The following is a 16956-nucleotide window of genomic DNA, read 5'->3' on the forward strand; positions in this document are numbered from 1 at the left end:
TTGGGCGCGATGGTCGCCTGTCAGCCCGTCTCAGTGCAATTCTCCTGCGGAAGCCGCGGCCGCGTCAGGGGTGGTGCAGCACGCCGTCCTCCCGGCGCGGCACTCCGAGCGGGTTGCCGTCGGCGAGCTCGGGCGGCAGCACGGCGGCCGGGGCATCCTGCCAGGCGACGGGCGTCAGCCACCTGCGGATCGCGGTCGCGCCGACCGAGGTGTGCACCGAGGCGGTGGTGGCGGGCCAGCCGCCGCCGTGGTGCTGGCCCCACGCGATCGCGACGCCGGTCGGCCAGCCGTTGAACACGAGGCGCCCGGCGACGGGTTCGAGCATCGCGGCGAGCGCGGTCACGTCCTCGCCCGGGGCGTGGTGGATCGACGCGGTGAGCGAGCCCTCGAGGGCGGCGATCGCGCCGTCGAGTCCGGCGTCGTCGGCGTAGCGCACGAGCAGCGTGAGCGGGCCGAAGCACTCCTCGAGGAACGCCTCCCGGCCCGCGACGAACGCCGCGGTGCTCGTCGCGACGACCACGGGCGCGGCGACGTCGGCCGCGCGCTCCCCCGCGAAGACGAGCTCGACGTCGTCGCGCTCGGCCAGCTCGACCGAGCCGCGGTCGAAGGCGGCGGCGATGCCGTCGGTCAGCAGGCGCTGCGGTGCGGCGTCGCCGAGCACGGCGGCGAGCGCCTGCTCGATGCCCGAGCCCTCGGGCACGAAGACGAGCCCGGGCTTGGTGCAGTACTGCCCGCCGTCGCGGGTGAAGGAGCCCGCGAGGCCGGCCGCGATCGCGGCGGCGCCGGGCGCGTCGCCGCCCTCGGATGCGACCGCCGCCCGGGTCACGACGACGGGGTTCAGCGAACCGAGCTCGCCGTAGAACGGGATCGGCGCGGGGCGGGCGGCGGCGAGGTCGAACAACGCACGGCCGCCGCGGGTCGAGCCGGTGAAGCCGACGGCGGTGACCTGCGGGTGCTGCACGAGGGCGACGCCCGCCTCCATGCCCTCGACGAGCTGCAGCGCGCCGACGGGGCCGCCGGCCGCGGCGAGCGCCTCGTGCGCCACCTCGGTGATGCGCCGCGAGAGCCGCGGGTGCCCGGGGTGCGCCTTCACGACCACGGGGCAGCCCGCGGCGAGCGCGGAGGCCGTGTCGTTGCCGAGCACCGAGAACGCGAACGGGAAGTTCGAGGCCGCGAACACGCCGACGACGCCGAGCGGGCGCAGCATGCGCCGCAGCTCGGGGCGGGGCGGGAGGAGCGAGGCATCCGGCGAGTCGATCGTCGCCTCGAGGTACGAGCCCTCGTCGATGACGCCGGCGAAGAAGCGCAGCTGGGTCGAGGTGCGGGTGAGCTCGCCGCCGAGGCGCGCGGCCGAGAGGTGCGTCTCCTCCGCGGCGAGGGCGACGAGCTCGTCGCGGTGGGCCTCGACGGCGTCGGCGATCGCGACGAGCAGCCGGCCGCGATCGGCCCGGCTCGATCGGCCGAGGCCGGATTCCGCTGCGGTTCGCACCGCGAGCGCGACCCGCGCCTCCGCCGGCAGCTCGACGCGGTCGTCGCCGATCGCCGGTTCGTCCCGCGGCGCGATCCCCGTGGCATCCGTGTTCATGTCTTCTCGTCTTCCTCTGCGGGCTCGTGCCGAGTCGCCAGTTCGGGGATCCTCTAGAACGCGTTGAGCCCCGTCAGCTCGCGGCCGAGGATCAGCTGATGGATCTCGTCGGTGCCCTCATAGGTGCGCACCGACTCGAGGTTGGCCGCGTGCCGCATGACGGGCCACGCGTTGGTGATGCCGTCGCCGGCGAGGATGGCCCGTGCCTCGTGCGCGATCGCGAGCGCCTCGCGGACGCTGTTGAGCTTGCCGACCGAGATCTGGGCGGGCGTGAGCGCGCCGCGCTCCTTCAGGCGGCCGAGGTGCAGTGCGAGCAGGATGCCCTTCTCGACCTCGAGGAACATGTCGGCGAGCTTCGCCTGGATGAGCTGGTTCGCGCCGATCGGCCGGCCGAACACCTCGCGCGAGGTCGAGCGCTCGATCGCGGCCTCGAGGCACGAGCGCGCGGCGCCCATCGCGCCCCACACGATGCCGTAGCGGGCCTCGTTGAGGCAGCCGAAGGGGCCGCTCAGTCCGCGGGCGCCGGGCAGGATCGCGTCGTCGCCGACGCGGACGCCGTCGAACGCGATGTCGCACTGCACGGAGGCGCGCATCGAGAGCTTGCCGTCGATCGGCGTCGCGGTGAAGCCGGGCGTCGAGGTCGGCACGAGGAACCCGCGCACCGCGCTGCCGCCCTCGCCGAAGGCGCCCGAGGGATCGTCGACCTTGGCCCAGACGACGGCCACGTCGGCGAGCGAGGCGAGGCCGATCCAGCGCTTCGCGCCGTCGATGACCCAGCCGTCGCCGTCTCGGCGCGCCGTGGTCGTCATGCCGGCGGGGTCGCTGCCGCCCTGGGGCTCGGTGAGCGCGAAGCAGCCGATGAGGTCGCCCGCGGCCATGCCGGGCAGCCACCGGTTCTTCTGCTCCTCCGAGCCGTACTTGTGGATCGCGCTCATCGCGAGCGAGCCCTGCACCGACACGAAGGTGCGCCAGCCCGAGTCGGCGGCCTCGAGCTCGAGGCAGACGAGGCCGTACGAGACGGCGCCGGCCCCGGCGCATCCGTAGCCCTTGAGGTGCATGCCGAGGAAGCCGAGGTCGCCGAGCTCCTTCACGAACTCGCGGCGGAAGTGCTTGGCCTCGAAGTCGTCCTCGATGACGGGCAGCAGCCGCTCCTGCGCGAAGCCGCGCGCCTTCTGCTGCCAGCCGCGCTCCTCCTCGCTGAGGAGGGCGTCGAAGTCGAAGACCTGGTCGATGCTGGGGGCGATGGTCATGCGCGGTGTCCTTTCGAGGGGTCGGCGGTGGGGTCGGATGCCACGGGGCGCCAGTCTGCCCCCGCGTGCTGGTCGAGCCGGGGCGGCGGGGTCAGGTACTCGGCGCGGGCCGAGGAGAGGCGGATCGGGTTGGCCACGGTGCGGCTGCCGCCGATCTCGGCGACCGGCTCGAGCCCGAGCGACTCGGCGAACGCGATGGCCTCGGCCACGTCGTTGACGAGCCCGGCGGGCACGCCGGCCTCGCTGAAGCGCTCGGCCCAGGCGGCGGCGCGGTCGGCGACGAGGGCGCCCTCGAGCTCGGCGCGGAGGTGCTCGCGGTGGGCGACGCGCGCCTCGTTCGTCGCGTAGCGTTCGTCGTCGGCGAGCCCCGGCACCCCGAGGATCGCGGCGAGCGCGCGGAACTGCTTGTCGTTGCCGACGGCGATCACGAGATCGCGGTCGGCGGCGGGGAACACGGCGTACGGCGCGATCGACGGGTGCTGGTTGCCGAGCCGGCGCGGGGCGCGACCGGTGACGAGGGTCGAGGCGGCCTGGTTGGTGAGTGCCGAGAGCAGGCTCTGCAGCAGGTTGATCTCGACGTGCGCGCCCTCGCCCGTGCGGTCGCGGTCGCGGAGGGCGAGCAGGATGCCGGCGAGCGCGTTCTGCGCGCAGAGCACGTCGACGAGGGCGACGCCGGCCTTCGAGGGCTCGCCCTCGGGCTCCCCCGTGATCGACATGAGGCCGCCGACGGCCTGCACGAGCAGGTCGTAGCCGGCGAGCCCGGCGCCCTCGCCGGTGCCGAAGCCCGTGATCGAGCAGTACACGACGCCTGGGTTCTCGGCGCGCACGGCCTCGTAGTCGAGACCGAAGCGGTGCATCACGCCCGGCCGGAAGTTCTCGATGACGACGTCGGCCGTGGCGGCGAGCCGGCGGGCCTCCGCGAGGCCCTCGTCGCTCGCGAGGTCGAGCGCGACCGAGCGCTTGTTGCGGTTGACGCTGCCGAAGTAGGTGGCGGTGCCGTCGGCGTCGACCGGCGGCTTCCAGTGCCGGGTGTCGTCGCCCGTCGGCGGCTCGACCTTGATGACGTCGGCGCCGTAGTCGGCGAGCATCATCGTCGCGTAGGGGCCGGCGAGCACGCGGGAGAAGTCGGCGACGCGGAGCCCGGCGAGCACCGCGCCCGGCCCGGCACCGGGGGCCGTCGCGGCGCCGGCCCGTGGCTCGCCACCGGTCGTCGTGTCGGGTCGCTCGTGCATGGTCATCCGCCTTCGCATGTGCCGGCCGTTCGGCCTCGCTCCATTCATCCTATAGTGAATCTTTTTTGCGCGCGTCGCCACTCGGCCGCGGCGCGCTCGGCTATCGTGAACGCATGGAATCGAGGGTGGGCCCCGGCGCGCGCGAGGCCGTGTTCGCCCAGCTCGCCGACGCGGGCCGCGCCGAACAGGTCGCGCAGCGCCTCACGGACGGGATCGTGCTCGGCGTGCTCGACCCCGGCGAGCGACTGCCGAGCGAGCCCGAGCTGGCCCGCCGCTTCGGCGTCGCCCTCATCACCGTGCGCGAGGGGCTCGGCATCCTGCGCGAGGCCGGCCTCGTCGAGACCCGTCGCGGCCGCGACGGCGGCAGCTTCGTCGTGCACGACGACGCCGAGCACCGCACGCTGCTCACCGCCCGCCTCCGCGGGCTCGCCCAGGTCGAGCTCAGCGACATGGCGGTCTACTTCGGCGCGATCCTCGCGGGCGCCGCCGAGCGCGCGGCCGAGCGCGCGAGCGACCCCGAGGCGAGCCGGCTCGCGGCCTGGCTCGACGCCGCCGACTTCGGCACCGCCGCCGCCGCCCGCACCAACCAGGGCGGCTTCTTCCTCGAGCTCGCGGTGCTCAGCCAGTCGGCCAGGCTCGTCCGCGAGCAGATCCGGCTGCAGGCCGAGTTCGGCCCGCTGCTGCTCATCGGGCTCGACGACGCCGAGGCCCGCAGCCAGGCGGCCGCGGCCGACCGTCGCATCGTCCGCGCGGTCACCACGCATCGCCCGGCGAAGGCCCGCGAGGCGGCCGGCGTGCTCGTCACGGCGCTCGCCGCGAGCCTGCTCGCCGCGAAGGCCCGAGTCGAACGCGGAGGGGGCCTCGATGACCACGCATGAGCAGCGCGCCGCCGTCGAGGCGGTCGCCGACGCCGTCGGCGAGGTCTTCGCCCGCGTCTTCGACCAGCTGGCCGACTGGCGCAGCCCGATCGAGGCGATGATCGCCCGCTCGTCCGCCGCAGGCAACGAGGTGCGCCCGGCCGAGCTCGACGAGGCCGTCGCCGAGCTCGTGATCCCGCGCCTCGTCGAGCCCGACGCCCTGCTCATCGGGGCCGGGTTCATCGCCGACGGCGAGATCGTGCGCGGCCGCGAGGTGCACTTCGCGTGGTGGCTCGGCCCGCTCGACGACAATCCGGTGCTCGGCTCGACCGACGGCCCGACGCGGCTCGACCTCTCGACGCGGGGCTACACCGAGTACCTGCGCGACTTCCGCGCGCTCGAGTGGTACCGCATCCCCGCGACGACCCGTCACGCCCACGTGACGGGCCCCTTCGTCGACCACCTCTGCACCTGCGACTACATCCTCACCCTCACGATGCCGGTGCACGGCGAGGGCGGCGAGCGCATGGTCGGCGTCGTCGGCGCCGACATCTCCGTGCGCCGCCTCGAGCAGGAGCTGCTGCCCCGCTTCCTCGGGGTCGCGGTGCCGCTCGCGCTCGTGAACGCCGACGGCCGGGTGGTGCTGTCCACCGAGCCGGCCCTCCAGGTCGGGCAGCTGGCCGGCGCCTCGGCGACCGAGTCGCTCGACTGCCCGGGCACCCCGTTCCGCGTCGTCGTCCGTCCCGGCTCGATCGATCGCTGAGGGCGCGCCGAGGGCTCGCCGAGGGCGGACTCGCGAAACCGAGCATCCGCTGAGCACGGGTCGAGAAGAATCATCCGTTGTTATATCTTTGACGGACGAGCGTATGCACCGCGGCAGACGACCCCTCCGACAGGCCCCGGCCGACTGGCGTGCGTGCCCCGAGAAGGAGAAACCCCATGCCCTATGCCGTGACCAACCCCGCCACCGGCGAGGTCGTCAAGAGCTTCGACACCATCACCGACGAGGCGCTCCAGGCCGCCATCGCCTCGGCCGACGAAGCGCACCGCGGCTGGTCGAAGCAGTCGACCGTCGCCGAGCGCGCCGCGCTCATCCGCCGCGTCGCCGAGCTCCACAACGAGCGCGTCGACGAGCTCGCCGACATCATCGTGCGCGAGATGGGCAAGCCGCGCGAGCAGGCCGTGGGCGAGGTCGAGTTCTCGGCCGCGATCTACGAGTACTACGCCGACAACGCCGAGTCGCTCCTGAAGGACGAGCAGATCGACCTGCTCGCGGGCGAGGGCTCGGCGCTCATCCGCCGCTCGTCGCTCGGCGTGCTGCTCGGCATCATGCCGTGGAACTTCCCCTACTACCAGGTCGCCCGCTTCGCCGGCCCGAACCTGATCATCGGCAACACGATCCTGCTGAAGCACGCCGAGCAGTGCCCCGAGTCGGCCGCCGCGATCGAGCGCATCTTCCTCGACGCCGGCTTCCCCGAGGGCGCCTACGTCAACCTCTACGCCTCGCACGCGCAGATCGAGACCGTGATCGCCGACCGCCGCGTGCAGGGCGTGTCGCTCACCGGCTCCGAGCGCGCCGGCGCGATCGTCGCCGAGATCGCCGGCCGCCACCTGAAGAAGGTCGTGCTCGAGCTCGGCGGCTCCGACCCCTTCATCCTGCTCTCGACCGACGACCTCGACGCGACCGTCGACCAGGCCGTCTTCGCGCGCGTCGACAACAACGGCCAGGCCTGCAACGCGGCCAAGCGCTTCATCGTCGTGGAGGACCTGTACGAGCCGTTCCTCGAGAAGTTCACCGCGAAGATGAACGAGGTCGAGGAGGGCGACCCCGCCGCCGACGGCACCGCACTCGGCCCGCTCTCGTCGGCGAAGGCCGCAGAGGGTCTCGCCGAGCAGGTCGAGCGCGCGGTCGCGCAGGGCGCGACGCTCCACTCGGGCGGCAAGAAGAACGGCAACTACTACTCGGCGACGATCCTCACCGACGTGCAGCCCGGCTCCGACGCGTTCCACGAGGAGTTCTTCGGCCCGGTCGCACAGGTCTTCAAGGTCGCCGACGAGGCCGCCGCGATCGAGCTCGCGAACGACACCCCCTTCGGCCTCGGCTCGTACGTCTTCACGACCGACAGCGAGCAGGCCCTGCGCGTCGCCGACGGCATCGAGGCCGGGATGGTCTTCGTGAACCTGGTCGGCGCCGACGGCGCCGAGCTGCCCTTCGGCGGCGTGAAGCGCTCGGGTTCGGGCCGCGAGCTCGGCCGCTTCGGCGCCGACGAGTTCGTCAACAAGAAGATGATCCGCATCGGCTGACCGGCCGCAGCGTGATCGGATGCCCCGGGGTTCGCCCCGGGGCATCCGTCGTTCCCGGCGGACGCCGGGTCGGCGACATCCCGACCCGGCCTTCAGTCCGCGAGTCCGTGCCGAAACGCGTAGGCGGTCGCAGCCGACCGTGACGTCAGGCCGAGCTTGCCGAAGATGTTGCTGAGGTGACGTTCGATGGTCTTCTCGCTCAGGTAGAGCGCCGCCGCGATCTCCCGGTTCGAGTGGCCGGCCGCGACGAGCCGCAGGACCTCGACCTCGCGCGGCGAGAGGCCGTCCGGCGCCGTCACGGGCGGCCAGGCGACAGCGAACCCGGGTGCCGCACCCAGCTCCTCGAAGATCGCCCGGGCGGCGTCGAGTTCCATGGCGGCCGAGGCCTCGTCACCGGAGGCCCGGATGCACCGAGCGGCCAGCACCCGGCTGCGTGCCGCTTCGAACGGCACTTCGAGCTCCCTCCACCTCACCCAGGCCCGGCGCGAGGCGGCAAGCGCCCCTTCGGCATCGCCTTCGGCCAGCAGCACCGCCGACTCGGCGGATTCCGCGAGCGCGTCCACGAGTGGCATCGACTCGCTGCGGCTGAACGCGACGAGCTCGTCGGCCGCCCCGCGTGCGCCGGCGACCTCCCCCGCGACGAGCTCGATCTCGACGACGGCGGGCAGGAGCACCCGGCGTTCGGAGGGATCGAGCCGATCCGCTGCGGCGAGGATCATCCTCCGCGCCGTCGCGCTGTCGCCCTGTGCCAGCCGGAGCAGTGCCAGCCCCGGCTGGGGCTCGAAGCCCGTTCGCGCCGCCGCCTCGTACGACGCCTCGGCGGCAGCGTCTTCACCCCGCAAGCGGTGCACCTCGCCCCGGAGGTACGCGGAGGCGAAGATCCCGTCGTGGTCGCCGCGCGCCGAGCGCTGCATCGCCTCGTCGGCGGCGGCCTCGGCCTCCGCCCACGCGCCGTGCGCCAGGAAGAGCGCTGCACGGTGCGCGTGACACTGACCGGTGAAGACGATCAGGTCCGGACGCGCAGCGCACCATCGGTCGAGCGCGCGGGTCCACTCCTGCGCGCGCCGGAGGTCGAACGCCAATCGGCACGACTGCAGCAGCGCGCAGTACGCGATACCGGACGCCTCCGGCGAGAGCTCCCCCGTCGTGACGGCGACCATCACCTCGTCGAGCAGCCTCATCCCGGCGCCGAGGTCGCCGAGCATGATCCGCGACTGGCCGATCCCGAGTCCGGCCAAGGCGGCGATATCGGCGTCGCCCGCGCGCCGTGCCCGCAGTTCGGCCTCACGGAAGATGCGTTCGGCGCCCTCCGCGTCTCCGGAGTAGAGGGCCTGCAGCCCGTGCGGCACGCGCAGGAAGCCGTGATCGGCGTCGGGCTCGTCCGAGGCGTCGACGAGCCGCTCCGCACGTGCGAACCACCCGCCGCTGCGGGCGTGGTCGCCGAGGTCCGACAGCATCATGCCGAGCCAGGCGGCGCAGCGGATCGCCGCGACGTCGTCGCCGTCGGCGAGGAACGCCTCGTGCGCCCTCGCGAGCCAGTCGAGGCCGTCGGCGGCGCGTCCGACCAGGAACGCGGCCGTTGCGAGGTTCTCGAGATCGAGCGGCGTGGTGACGGCGTCGCGGTCGGCCAGCTCGAGCTCGGCGACCGCGTCGTTCCAGCGATTCTCGCGGTAGGCGGCTCGGCCCACGTCGAGTGCGGATCCACCCATGACGTCTCCACCCCGGGCGCCGCGATCGTGGGCGCGGTGCGACCGACTCCGGCGGCGTCCGAGTTCAGGCTAGCCCCGCACCGGTTCCGCCGGCAACGCGCCGCGACCCGGTCGACGGCCGCTCCGACCCCGCACCGACCGGAGGCACAGCACGAGCATGACCGCGCACGAGACGAGGTAGAAGGTGTGCAGCATCCACACCGGACCGATCGGGAGGGTGAAGACGTAGGCCGAGTAGACGACGTTGGCGACGTTGATCATCACCAGGCTCGCGAGGCTGTACGACGAGACGTCCCGGGTACGCACCGCCTTGCTCAGCATCGGGAGATTGCTGACGGCGAAGACGACGGCCGAGGCGGTTCCGGCGAGCATCGCGAGGTCCATGCGCCGAAGGTAGCCGCCGGCCGGCCCGCGTCGCATCGGCGGGACCCCGCAGTCGGTCTTCCCCGACTGCATGATCTCCCCCATCGCCGGCCGGCGGACGTGCGCGGATCAGCGCCGCTTCTTGTCGAGCTGGGCGTCGATCTGCGCGATGCGCTCGGCGAAGATGCGGCGCAGCAGCTCGTCGGGCACCGGATGCTCCGCCGTGAACTGGAGCGCACCCGGCGACCACGTCAGCCCGGCCGCGTCGAGCTCGGCCGCGAGGCCCGGGAGGATCTGCCCGCTGAACGGGTAGAGGCCGAGGTGCTGCTTCGCCTCGAGCGCGGCCGCGAGCCCCTTGCCGCGATGCAGCAGGGCCGGCATGCCGTAGCTCTCGCCCTCGACGGCGTCGGGCGAGAGCTCGCGGGCGATCGACATGACGTGCTCGAGGGCGGCGCGGTTGTCGCCGTCGCGTTCGGCGAGGTAGTCGGTGACGGTTCCCATGCGGGCATCCTGCCACGGAGCCCGTCGGGCGGCATCCGAATAAATCATCCGGTGCTATACCTTTACTGCCGAATGTATGGCTATGCTTGCGCATACCGTGCGGCCGAGGGGGCGGTCGCGAGATCAATGTCGATCGAAAGGGCATCATGCCAGCAGAACCCACGCCGAACCATCTCGGCGACGACGAACACCTGAAGTTCCTCGGCTACGACGGGTCGTTCAACCGCTCGATGAGCCTCTGGGCGAACTTCGCGCTCGGCTTCACGTACCTCTCACCGCTCGTGGGCGTCTACTCGCTCTTCGCGACCGCCCTCGCGGTCGGCGGGCCGCCGTCGATCTGGTGGATCGTGATCGTCGGCGCCGGGCAGCTGCTCGTCTCCCTCGTGTTCGGCGAGGTCGTCTCGCAGTATCCGATCCACGGCGGCATCTACCCGTGGGCCCGCCGCCTCTGGGGTCGCCGCTACGCATGGATGGCCGCGTGGGTCTACATCTGGGCGATGATCGTCACGATCACCGCGGTCGCCGAGTTCGGCGCCGGATTCGTGGCGAGCCTCTTCAGCGTCGAACTCACCCCCACCGTGAACCTCACGATCACGCTCGGCCTCCTGCTCGTCGCGTTCGTCTTCAACTTCTCGGGCACGAAGACCCTCGCCCGGGTCGCGCAGATCGGCCTCGCCGCCGAGCTCGTCGGCGTCATCGGGCTGGGGCTCTACCTCCTGATCTTCCAGCGCAAGCAGGAGTTCAGCGTGTTCTTCGACACGATGGGCGTCGAGGGCGACGGCAGCTACGTCGCCGCGTTCATGGGCGCGGCGCTCGCGGGCCTGTTCCTCTTCTACGGGTTCGAGGCGTGCGGCGACGTCGCCGAGGAGGTCGCGAACCCCGCCCGCCGCATCCCCAAGGCCATGATGATGACGATCCTCGTCGGCGGCGTCTCGGCGCTGTTCTCGTTCGGCGGCTACGTGCTCGCGGCGCCGAACCTCGAGGAGATCGTCGCGGGCGGCGACGTCGACCCGATCCCCGGCATCCTCGAGGCGACGCTCGGCCCCGTGGGCGCGAAGCTCTTCCTCGTCATCGCGATCACCGCCTTCATCAGCTGCGTGCTGAGCCTCCAGGCTGCGGCGAGCCGACTGCTGTACTCGTTCGCCCGCGACGGCATGATCCCGGGGCACACCTGGCTCGCGAAGGTGTCGCCGCGCAACAAGGTGCCGACGAACGCGCTCATCGTCGCGTGCACGGTGCCCGCGCTGATCAGCGTGCTCATCTTCCTTAACGACGGGCTGCTGCTGCCGGTCACCTCGTTCGCGGTGCTCGGCATCTACGTCGCGTTCCAGATGGTGGTGCTCGCGTCACTGCGGCAGCGGCTCATGGGGTGGAAGCCGGCCGGGCCGTTCACGCTCGGCCGCCTCGGCCTCGTCGTGAACGTCGCCGCGCTCGCCTACGGCGTCTTCGCGATGATCCTGCTCGCGAAGCCCGGCTCGTCGGAGGACTTCTTCACCGACTGGGTCGTGCTGATCGGCCTCGGCATCGTGGTCGTCTCGGGCGCGCTGTACCTGGTGATCGCGCGCGCCGACCGCAAGTCCGACGCACCGGCCGGCGATGCGATCGCGGTCGCCGACGAGATCCGCACCCGCACGGGGGCGGTGCCCGCGGCGGACGCCACGACCGTGCACTGATCCGTGCACTCCCCTGCGGGGGTGTCCTTCCACCGCCGGGTGATTCCTCCTCCCGGACGCGGTGGAAGGACACCCCCGCAGCACGTCGCGGTCGCGCGTCGCACGAACCGCCTCGGGCCGGGCTCGCCGGGGTAGGGTGAGCGGATGATCCGCCGTCATGTCGTCGTCAGCGGCCTCGTGCAGGGCGTCAGCTACCGCTACCTCGCCCGCAAGCACGCCGAACGGCTCGCCGTCACGGGGTGGGTGCGCAACCGCCCCGACGCGACGGTCGAGGCCGAGGTCCAGGGCGAGACGGCCGCGGTGCACGAGATGCTGCGCCGGCTCGAGGCCGGGCCGCCCGGATCGCACGTCACCGGGCTCGTCGTCAGCGAGCTCGACCCGCTCGACGACGACGAGGCCTTCCGCATCCTCCGCTGAGCGGTCGGCGGCGCCGCCGCAGCGACGCCCGTCGTGGACGTTGACCGCCGTTCGGCGCGGACGTACCGTTGAACTGACCCCCGATTGGGAGCCACCACCTTGAGGAGGCTGGTTTCTATGAAGAAGTGGACACGCTGGGAAGACTGGGTCGCCGTCGCCGCCGGTGCTGCAGCGATGCTCTCGACGCTGTTCGTTCCCGCGATGGGCGCCTCGCTCGCCCTGATGCTCGTGCTCGGCGCACTGCTCGTCATCTCCGGGCTCGTCAACCTCGCCGCGCCGGGCCTCGTCGCGATGGAGTCCGTGCAGGCCGCGCTCGGCCTGCTGCTCTTCGTCTCGCCCTGGATCGGCGGCTACGTCGACACCGCGAGCGGGGCGGCCTGGATGTCGTGGATCTGCGGTGCGGTCGCGCTCGTCGTGGCCGTGCTGGCGATCCGCCCGAGCATGCAGGCGCACCACGACGCGATCCCGCACTGACCCGTCCGCACGCACGCACGACGAAGGCCCCGCCGGCGAACCGGCGGGGCCTTCGTGGATCTCGAGACGCGCTTCGCGCTCCTCGATCACCGGTGGATCAGATGGCGTTGACGTCCAGGGGGATGCCGGGGCCGAACGTGGTCGACACGGCGCCCTTCTGGATGTAACGGCCCTTCGAGCTGGACGGCTTCAGACGGAGGACCTCTTCGAGGGCCGCCTTCGCGTTCTCCTCGAGCTGCTCGGCCGAGAACGAGGCCTTGCCGACGACGAAGTGCACGTTGGCGTGCTTGTCGACGCGGAACTCGATCTTGCCGCCCTTGATGTCGGAGACGGCCTGGCCCACGTTCGGGGTCACGGTGCCGGTCTTCGGGTTGGGCATGAGGCCACGGGGGCCGAGCACCTTGCCGAGACGGCCGACCTGGCCCATGAGCTCGGGGGTCGAGACGGCCGAGTCGAACGCGGTGTAGCCCGCGGCGACCTTCTCGATGAGCTCGGCGCCGCCGACCTCGTCGGCGCCGGCGGCGATGGCGGCCTCGGCCGCGGGGCCCGTCGCGAAGACGATGACGCGGGCGGTCTTGCCGGTGCCGTGCGGGAGGATGACGGTGCCGCGCACCATCTGGTCGGCCTTGCGGGGGTCGACGCCGAGCTTCAGCGCGACCTCGACGGTCGAGTCGAACTTCGCCGAGCCGGTCTCCTTCGCGAGGGCCACGGCCTCGCTCGGGGTGTAGAGCTTGCCGTCTTCGATCTTCTCGGCCGCGGCGCGGTAGGCCTTGGACTTCTGTGCCATGTTGCTTCTCCTTGAGAGAGTGTGGTCATCTGCGCCTGGCGGGCGCTGCCACTGATGCTGAGTTCTGAGGAGCGGAGGTCGCTCGACCTCCGCTGCGGCCTTATTCGACCGTGATGCCCATCGAGCGAGCGGTGCCCGCGATGATCTTCGACGCGGCGTCGAGGTCGTTCGCGTTGAGGTCGGCCATCTTCTGCTCGGCGATCGCGCGGACCTGGTCCTGCGAGAGCTTGCCGACCTTGGTGGTGTGGGGGACGCCAGAACCCTTGGCGACGCCGGCGGCCTTCTTGATGAGCTCGGCAGCGGGCGGGGTCTTCAGGATGAAGGTGAACGAGCGGTCTTCGTAGACCGTGATCTCGACGGGGATCACATTGCCGCGCTGCGACTCGGTCGCCGCGTTGTAGGCCTTGCAGAACTCCATGATGTTCACGCCGTGCTGACCAAGCGCCGGACCGATGGGCGGTGCGGGGTTGGCGGCGCCGGCGTTGATCTGAAGCTTGATCAGACCAGTGACCTTCTTCTTCGGTGCCATGATTTCTCTCTTTCTGTTCGAACGCCCTGGGGGCACTCTCCCGTCGTTCCGGCGGTTCCGGACGGCGGTGGTTCGTGTGGGTTCGGACGGACCGAACGCAGCACAACCCTCCGAGTATACCGGAGGGCTGGCTGTGGAGCTTCTGAGGGCGCTTAGAGCTTGGTGACCTGGTCGAAGCTGAGCTCGACCGGGGTCTCGCGCTCGAAGAGCGAGACGAGCACGGTGAGCTTGCCGCTCTCGGGCTTGATCTCGCTGATCGTGCCGGGCAGGCCGGCGAACGAGCCGTCCTTGATGGTGATCGTCTCGCCGACCTCGAAGTCGACCTCGGCGGGGATCTGGCGGGCTGCGCCGGTGGCGGCGCCGGCCTTCGCACCCTTGGCGGGCGCGACGTCCTTGATCTCGACGAGGCTCTTCAGCATGCCGAAGGCCTCCTCGAAGCGGAGGGGGGTCGGGTTGTGCGCGTTGCCCACGAAGCCGGTGACGCCGGGCGTGTGGCGGATGACCGACCAGCTCTCCTCGTTCAGCTCCATGCGGACGAGCACGTAGCTGGGGATGCGGACGCGGGTGACCATCTTGCGCTGGCCGTTCTTGATCTCGACCACGTCTTCCATCGGCACTTCGACCTGGTAGATGTAGTCGGCCATCGCCATCGACTCGCGTCGCTGCTCGATGTTCGCCTTCACTCGGCGCTCGAAGCCCGCGTACGAGTGGATGACGTACCACTTGCCCGGGAGGAAGCGCAGCTCGGCGCGGAACTCCTCGTACGGGTCGAACTCGGTGTCGGCCTCTTCCTCGACCGCCTCGAGTGCGGCCTCGGCCTCGTCGGCGGAGTCGATGTCGAGTGCGTCGTCGACGATCGCGTCGGCCTCGGGGTCGTTCGCCTCGGCCAGGGAGTCGAGCACGGCGTCGAGGTCGACGTCGTTGCCCTCGTCGTCGACGATGTGCACGGCCACGTGCTCGGCCGGCTCGGAGGACTGCTCCTCGTGCTCGTTGACGTTGCCCGTCTGCGCCTCGTCGTCTTCGGCCGACTGCTCTGCAGCCGTGGCCCAATCGACGTCGTCGTGCTCAGTCCTTGACAATTCTCGATCCTTCTCTTCGTGCGCCTGCGGCGAACGGGTTTGCGAGCCGAAGGCCTCGATCAGACCCCGGTCGTTCCGAAGACGTACAGCACCAGCCACCCGAACAGCTGGTCGAGGCCCCAGACGAGCGCCATCATGATGATGACGAACACGAGCACCACGATCGTGAAGCTGACGAGCTCCCGCCGCGTGGGGGTGACGACCTTCTTCAGCTCAGCGATGACCTGCCGGATGAACAGGGCGATGCGCGAAAAGGGATTCCGACGCGCGGCGCGGTCGCGCTTCGCGTTGGCGACGACGTCCTCACTCGGTTCGTCGATTACTTTTCGTGCCACCTCGTACACCTTTCGTGGGCCGGCAATCACTGCCGGCTCGCAGGGCGGACAGGACTCGAACCTGCAACCTGCGGTTTTGGAGACCGCTGCTCTACCAATTGAGCCACCGCCCTCGGGCCCTGTTGCGAGGGCACCTCGGAGTCACCGCCTCGACTCCGTCGCACTCGAAATCTGAGATTTCGGGCGCAGTGAAGTTTTGCTGAGGAAAGCAACATCGAACAGTCTATGCGACGCGAGCGGCTCGCGCGAACCGGCGCCTACATTGGGTTCATGAGCCCCGACCGCGCCGCCCGCCGCACCCCCGAGCCGAGCTCCAGCGTCGAGGTCGTCGGCGAGCACTCGCAGTTCCGCCTCGACCTCGAGCGCATCCGGTTCTCGCCCTACTTCTCGCGGCTCTCGGCGGTGACCCAGGTCATCGCGCAGCCGGGCGCGGGCCCGCTCATCCACAACCGGCTCACCCACTCGATCAAGGTGACCGCGGTCGCGCGGGCCATCGCGGTCGGCTTCGCGGATGCCTCGTCGCCGGCCCATGCGCTCGCGGTGGAGCACGGCTGCGACGCCGTCGTCGTGCAGGCCGCGGCGAGCGCGCACGACCTCGGCCACCCGCCGTTCGGGCACCTCGGCGAGCGCGTGCTCGACCGGCTCGCCCGCGAGACGCTCGGCCTCGACGACGGCTTCGAGGGCAATGCGCAGAGCTACCGCATCATCGCGACCCTCGACGTCAGCGCCGCGGCATCCCATGGCCTGAATCTCACCGCGGCCGTGCGCACCGCGATCGCGAAGTACCCGTGGACCCGCTTCGCCTCCCCCACGCCGTTCGCCGACGGGGGCCTCCCCCGCGGCATGCGCGTCGTCGACGGCGAGGCCGTCGCGACGAAGTTCTCGGCCTACGGGCTCGACGCGGCCGATCTCGCGGCGGCGCGCGCGGGCCTGCCGCCGATGGTGCAGTCGCTCGAGTGCTCGGTGATGGACACCGCCGACGACATCGCGTACTCGATCCACGACGTCGACGACTTCTACCGCGCCGGGCTGCTCAGCCACGGCGCGGTCGCGCGCGAGTTCCGCGGCTGGGTCGAGGGGTGGAGCGAACTGCGCGCACTCGGCGACGAGGAGCTCGCCTCCCGCACCGCGCCGGCCGGCGCCGCCCTCGAGGCGCTCCGCCGCAAGCTCAGGGCGAGCGACGCCTGGGTCGCCGACGACGACGCCTTCGCCGCCGCGGTCGACACCGTCGCCGACGACCTCGTCGACGGCCTGCTCGCGACGCCGTTCGACGGCTCGATCGCGTCGGAGCGCGCCCTCTCCTCGTTCACGAACCGCTGGATCGGCCACCTGCAGACCTCGGTCGTGCCCGCCCCCGAGGGCGTCGCCCGCACCGGCCTCGTCGCGCTCGACCGGGGCGCGTGGCACGAGGTCGAGATCCTGAAGTTCGTGCACCGGCACTTCATCCTCGACCGCGCCGACATCGCCATGTACCAGCGCGGCCTCAGCCGGGTGCTGACCCGGGCCGTCAAGGGCCTCACGGCGTGGGTGACCGACGACTACGACCGCCACCGGGTGCCGCAGCGGCTCAAGGAGCTCGTCGACATCGCGACCGCGGGCTACGAGCTCGTGCGGGCCACCCGCCCCGAGGGGGTGCCCGTGCCCGACGCCGGCGCGGTGCGCCGGCTCGGCGTCGGCCGGGGCGTCGTCGACTACGTCGCCTCCCTCTCCGACGACCAGGCGCTCGCGGTCTCCGAGGCGATCGACGGCCGGCCCGACCGCCTGTGGGACATCGGCCAGAACCTCTGAGCCGTCGCGCCGCTGACGATCGTTCACCGGCTCGTCGCCCGCCGGACGCCCGGGCGACACTGGGGTGCAGGCC

Annotated in this window: 17 protein-coding genes and 1 tRNA gene; 7 read left to right on the forward strand and 11 right to left on the reverse strand. The window is 71.6% G+C overall.

Translation table 11 applies throughout. From position 1 onward, the window contains the following. Positions 1-64: 64 nt before the first annotated feature. Genes ACFVSL_RS03640 through ACFVSL_RS03650 form a run of 3 tightly spaced genes read right to left on the reverse strand, consistent with a single transcriptional unit; the run spans position 65 to position 4073 of the window. Complete coding sequence (locus tag ACFVSL_RS03640) at positions 65-1585, reverse strand: aldehyde dehydrogenase family protein (protein WP_386938589.1); 1521 nt, start codon at positions 1583-1585, stop codon at positions 65-67. A gap of 53 nt (positions 1586-1638) precedes the next feature. Continuing rightward, on the reverse strand, positions 1639-2835 hold the full coding sequence (locus ACFVSL_RS03645) for an acyl-CoA dehydrogenase family protein (protein ID WP_386938590.1): 1197 nt from the start codon (positions 2833-2835) through the stop codon (positions 1639-1641). Continuing rightward, entirely contained in the window at positions 2832-4073 is a 1242-nt protein-coding gene (locus ACFVSL_RS03650) for a CaiB/BaiF CoA transferase family protein (protein WP_386938592.1), read from the reverse strand. The genes ACFVSL_RS03645 and ACFVSL_RS03650 overlap by 4 nt, the downstream gene beginning before the upstream one ends. A gap of 107 nt (positions 4074-4180) precedes the next feature. Here ACFVSL_RS03650 and ACFVSL_RS03655 point away from each other — a divergent pair, with 107 nt between their 5' ends. The 3 genes from ACFVSL_RS03655 (at position 4181) to ACFVSL_RS03665 (ending at position 7228) form a co-directional block, all read left to right on the forward strand. After that, positions 4181-4945 carry a GntR family transcriptional regulator gene (locus ACFVSL_RS03655; RefSeq protein ID WP_386938594.1) on the forward strand — a complete coding sequence of 255 codons (765 nt, stop codon included), beginning with the start codon at positions 4181-4183 and terminating at the stop codon, positions 4943-4945. Next, the gene (locus tag ACFVSL_RS03660; RefSeq protein WP_386938595.1) at positions 4932-5687 is read left to right on the forward strand and encodes a cache domain-containing protein; all 756 of its coding nucleotides are present in this window, start codon (positions 4932-4934) and stop codon (positions 5685-5687) included. The genes ACFVSL_RS03655 and ACFVSL_RS03660 overlap by 14 nt, the downstream gene beginning before the upstream one ends. A 176-nt stretch (positions 5688-5863) precedes the next feature. Beyond that, positions 5864-7228 (forward strand): NAD-dependent succinate-semialdehyde dehydrogenase, encoded by a 1365-nt coding sequence (locus ACFVSL_RS03665; protein WP_386938596.1) that lies wholly within the window; start codon positions 5864-5866, stop codon positions 7226-7228. Positions 7229-7320: 92 nt separating this feature from the next. Here ACFVSL_RS03665 and ACFVSL_RS03670 read toward each other — a convergent pair whose 3' ends face one another. From ACFVSL_RS03670 to ACFVSL_RS03680, 3 genes are all read right to left on the reverse strand, one after another. Further along, positions 7321-8937, reverse strand: coding sequence for a LuxR C-terminal-related transcriptional regulator (locus ACFVSL_RS03670; RefSeq protein WP_386938597.1), 1617 nt, complete (start codon positions 8935-8937; stop codon positions 7321-7323). A 69-nt stretch (positions 8938-9006) separates the two neighbouring features. Then, positions 9007-9321, reverse strand: coding sequence for a hypothetical protein (locus ACFVSL_RS03675; RefSeq protein WP_386938598.1), 315 nt, complete (start codon positions 9319-9321; stop codon positions 9007-9009). A 108-nt stretch (positions 9322-9429) separates the two neighbouring features. Then, complete coding sequence (locus ACFVSL_RS03680) at positions 9430-9801, reverse strand: iron chaperone (RefSeq protein WP_386938600.1); 372 nt, start codon at positions 9799-9801, stop codon at positions 9430-9432. Positions 9802-9947: 146 nt separating this feature from the next. Between ACFVSL_RS03680 and ACFVSL_RS03685 the strand changes: the two genes are divergently transcribed. The 3 genes from ACFVSL_RS03685 to ACFVSL_RS03695 all read left to right on the forward strand — a co-directional run bounded on the left by ACFVSL_RS03685 (position 9948) and on the right by ACFVSL_RS03695 (position 12365). After that, positions 9948-11474, forward strand: coding sequence for an APC family permease (locus ACFVSL_RS03685; protein ID WP_386938602.1), 1527 nt, complete (start codon positions 9948-9950; stop codon positions 11472-11474). A gap of 144 nt (positions 11475-11618) precedes the next feature. Then, complete coding sequence (locus ACFVSL_RS03690) at positions 11619-11891, forward strand: acylphosphatase (RefSeq protein ID WP_386938604.1); 273 nt, start codon at positions 11619-11621, stop codon at positions 11889-11891. A 117-nt stretch (positions 11892-12008) separates the two neighbouring features. Beyond that, a complete protein-coding gene (locus tag ACFVSL_RS03695; RefSeq protein ID WP_386938605.1) occupies positions 12009-12365 on the forward strand; it encodes an SPW repeat protein in 357 nt (118 codons plus the stop codon). A gap of 97 nt (positions 12366-12462) precedes the next feature. On the opposite strand, the gene rplA is transcribed toward ACFVSL_RS03695, so the two are convergent. The 5 genes from rplA to ACFVSL_RS03720 all read right to left on the reverse strand — a co-directional run bounded on the left by rplA (position 12463) and on the right by ACFVSL_RS03720 (position 15208). Further along, positions 12463-13152, reverse strand: a complete 690-nt coding sequence (rplA, locus tag ACFVSL_RS03700) for a 50S ribosomal protein L1 (RefSeq protein ID WP_386938607.1) — start codon at positions 13150-13152, stop codon at positions 12463-12465. Positions 13153-13252: 100 nt separating this feature from the next. Further along, entirely contained in the window at positions 13253-13681 is a 429-nt protein-coding gene (rplK, locus tag ACFVSL_RS03705) for a 50S ribosomal protein L11 (RefSeq protein WP_022889257.1), read from the reverse strand. Positions 13682-13833: 152 nt separating this feature from the next. Continuing rightward, on the reverse strand, positions 13834-14760 hold the full coding sequence (gene nusG, locus ACFVSL_RS03710; protein WP_386938609.1) for a transcription termination/antitermination protein NusG: 927 nt from the start codon (positions 14758-14760) through the stop codon (positions 13834-13836). A gap of 59 nt (positions 14761-14819) precedes the next feature. After that, complete coding sequence (gene secE / locus ACFVSL_RS03715; protein ID WP_386938610.1) at positions 14820-15095, reverse strand: preprotein translocase subunit SecE; 276 nt, start codon at positions 15093-15095, stop codon at positions 14820-14822. A 40-nt stretch (positions 15096-15135) separates the two neighbouring features. Then, positions 15136-15208 (reverse strand) — tRNA-Trp (locus tag ACFVSL_RS03720). A gap of 157 nt (positions 15209-15365) precedes the next feature. On the opposite strand from ACFVSL_RS03720, the gene dgt reads away from it, so the two are divergent. Further along, complete coding sequence (gene dgt, locus ACFVSL_RS03725; RefSeq protein WP_386938612.1) at positions 15366-16883, forward strand: dGTP triphosphohydrolase; 1518 nt, start codon at positions 15366-15368, stop codon at positions 16881-16883. Positions 16884-16956 lie beyond the last annotated feature (73 nt).

The organism is Agromyces sp. NPDC058064, from assembly GCF_042885275.1.
Classification (GTDB): domain Bacteria; phylum Actinomycetota; class Actinomycetes; order Actinomycetales; family Microbacteriaceae; genus Agromyces.

Coding starts and splice junctions, on each gene's coding strand:
- ACFVSL_RS03645 (WP_386938590.1), bottom strand. CDS start 2,835: ATGACCATCGCCCCCAGCATCGACCAGGTCTTCGACTTCGACGCCCTC.
- ACFVSL_RS03675 (WP_386938598.1), bottom strand. CDS start 9,321: ATGGACCTCGCGATGCTCGCCGGAACCGCCTCGGCCGTCGTCTTCGCC.
- dgt (WP_386938612.1), top strand. CDS start 15,366: ATGAGCCCCGACCGCGCCGCCCGCCGCACCCCCGAGCCGAGCTCCAGC.
- ACFVSL_RS03650 (WP_386938592.1), bottom strand. CDS start 4,073: ATGACCATGCACGAGCGACCCGACACGACGACCGGTGGCGAGCCACGG.
- ACFVSL_RS03660 (WP_386938595.1), top strand. CDS start 4,932: ATGACCACGCATGAGCAGCGCGCCGCCGTCGAGGCGGTCGCCGACGCC.
- ACFVSL_RS03640 (WP_386938589.1), bottom strand. CDS start 1,585: ATGAACACGGATGCCACGGGGATCGCGCCGCGGGACGAACCGGCGATC.
- rplK (WP_022889257.1), bottom strand. CDS start 13,681: ATGGCACCGAAGAAGAAGGTCACTGGTCTGATCAAGCTTCAGATCAAC.
- ACFVSL_RS03665 (WP_386938596.1), top strand. CDS start 5,864: ATGCCCTATGCCGTGACCAACCCCGCCACCGGCGAGGTCGTCAAGAGC.
- ACFVSL_RS03680 (WP_386938600.1), bottom strand. CDS start 9,801: ATGGGAACCGTCACCGACTACCTCGCCGAACGCGACGGCGACAACCGC.
- ACFVSL_RS03655 (WP_386938594.1), top strand. CDS start 4,181: ATGGAATCGAGGGTGGGCCCCGGCGCGCGCGAGGCCGTGTTCGCCCAG.
- ACFVSL_RS03695 (WP_386938605.1), top strand. CDS start 12,009: ATGAAGAAGTGGACACGCTGGGAAGACTGGGTCGCCGTCGCCGCCGGT.
- rplA (WP_386938607.1), bottom strand. CDS start 13,152: ATGGCACAGAAGTCCAAGGCCTACCGCGCCGCGGCCGAGAAGATCGAA.
- ACFVSL_RS03690 (WP_386938604.1), top strand. CDS start 11,619: ATGATCCGCCGTCATGTCGTCGTCAGCGGCCTCGTGCAGGGCGTCAGC.
- ACFVSL_RS03685 (WP_386938602.1), top strand. CDS start 9,948: ATGCCAGCAGAACCCACGCCGAACCATCTCGGCGACGACGAACACCTG.
- ACFVSL_RS03670 (WP_386938597.1), bottom strand. CDS start 8,937: ATGGGTGGATCCGCACTCGACGTGGGCCGAGCCGCCTACCGCGAGAAT.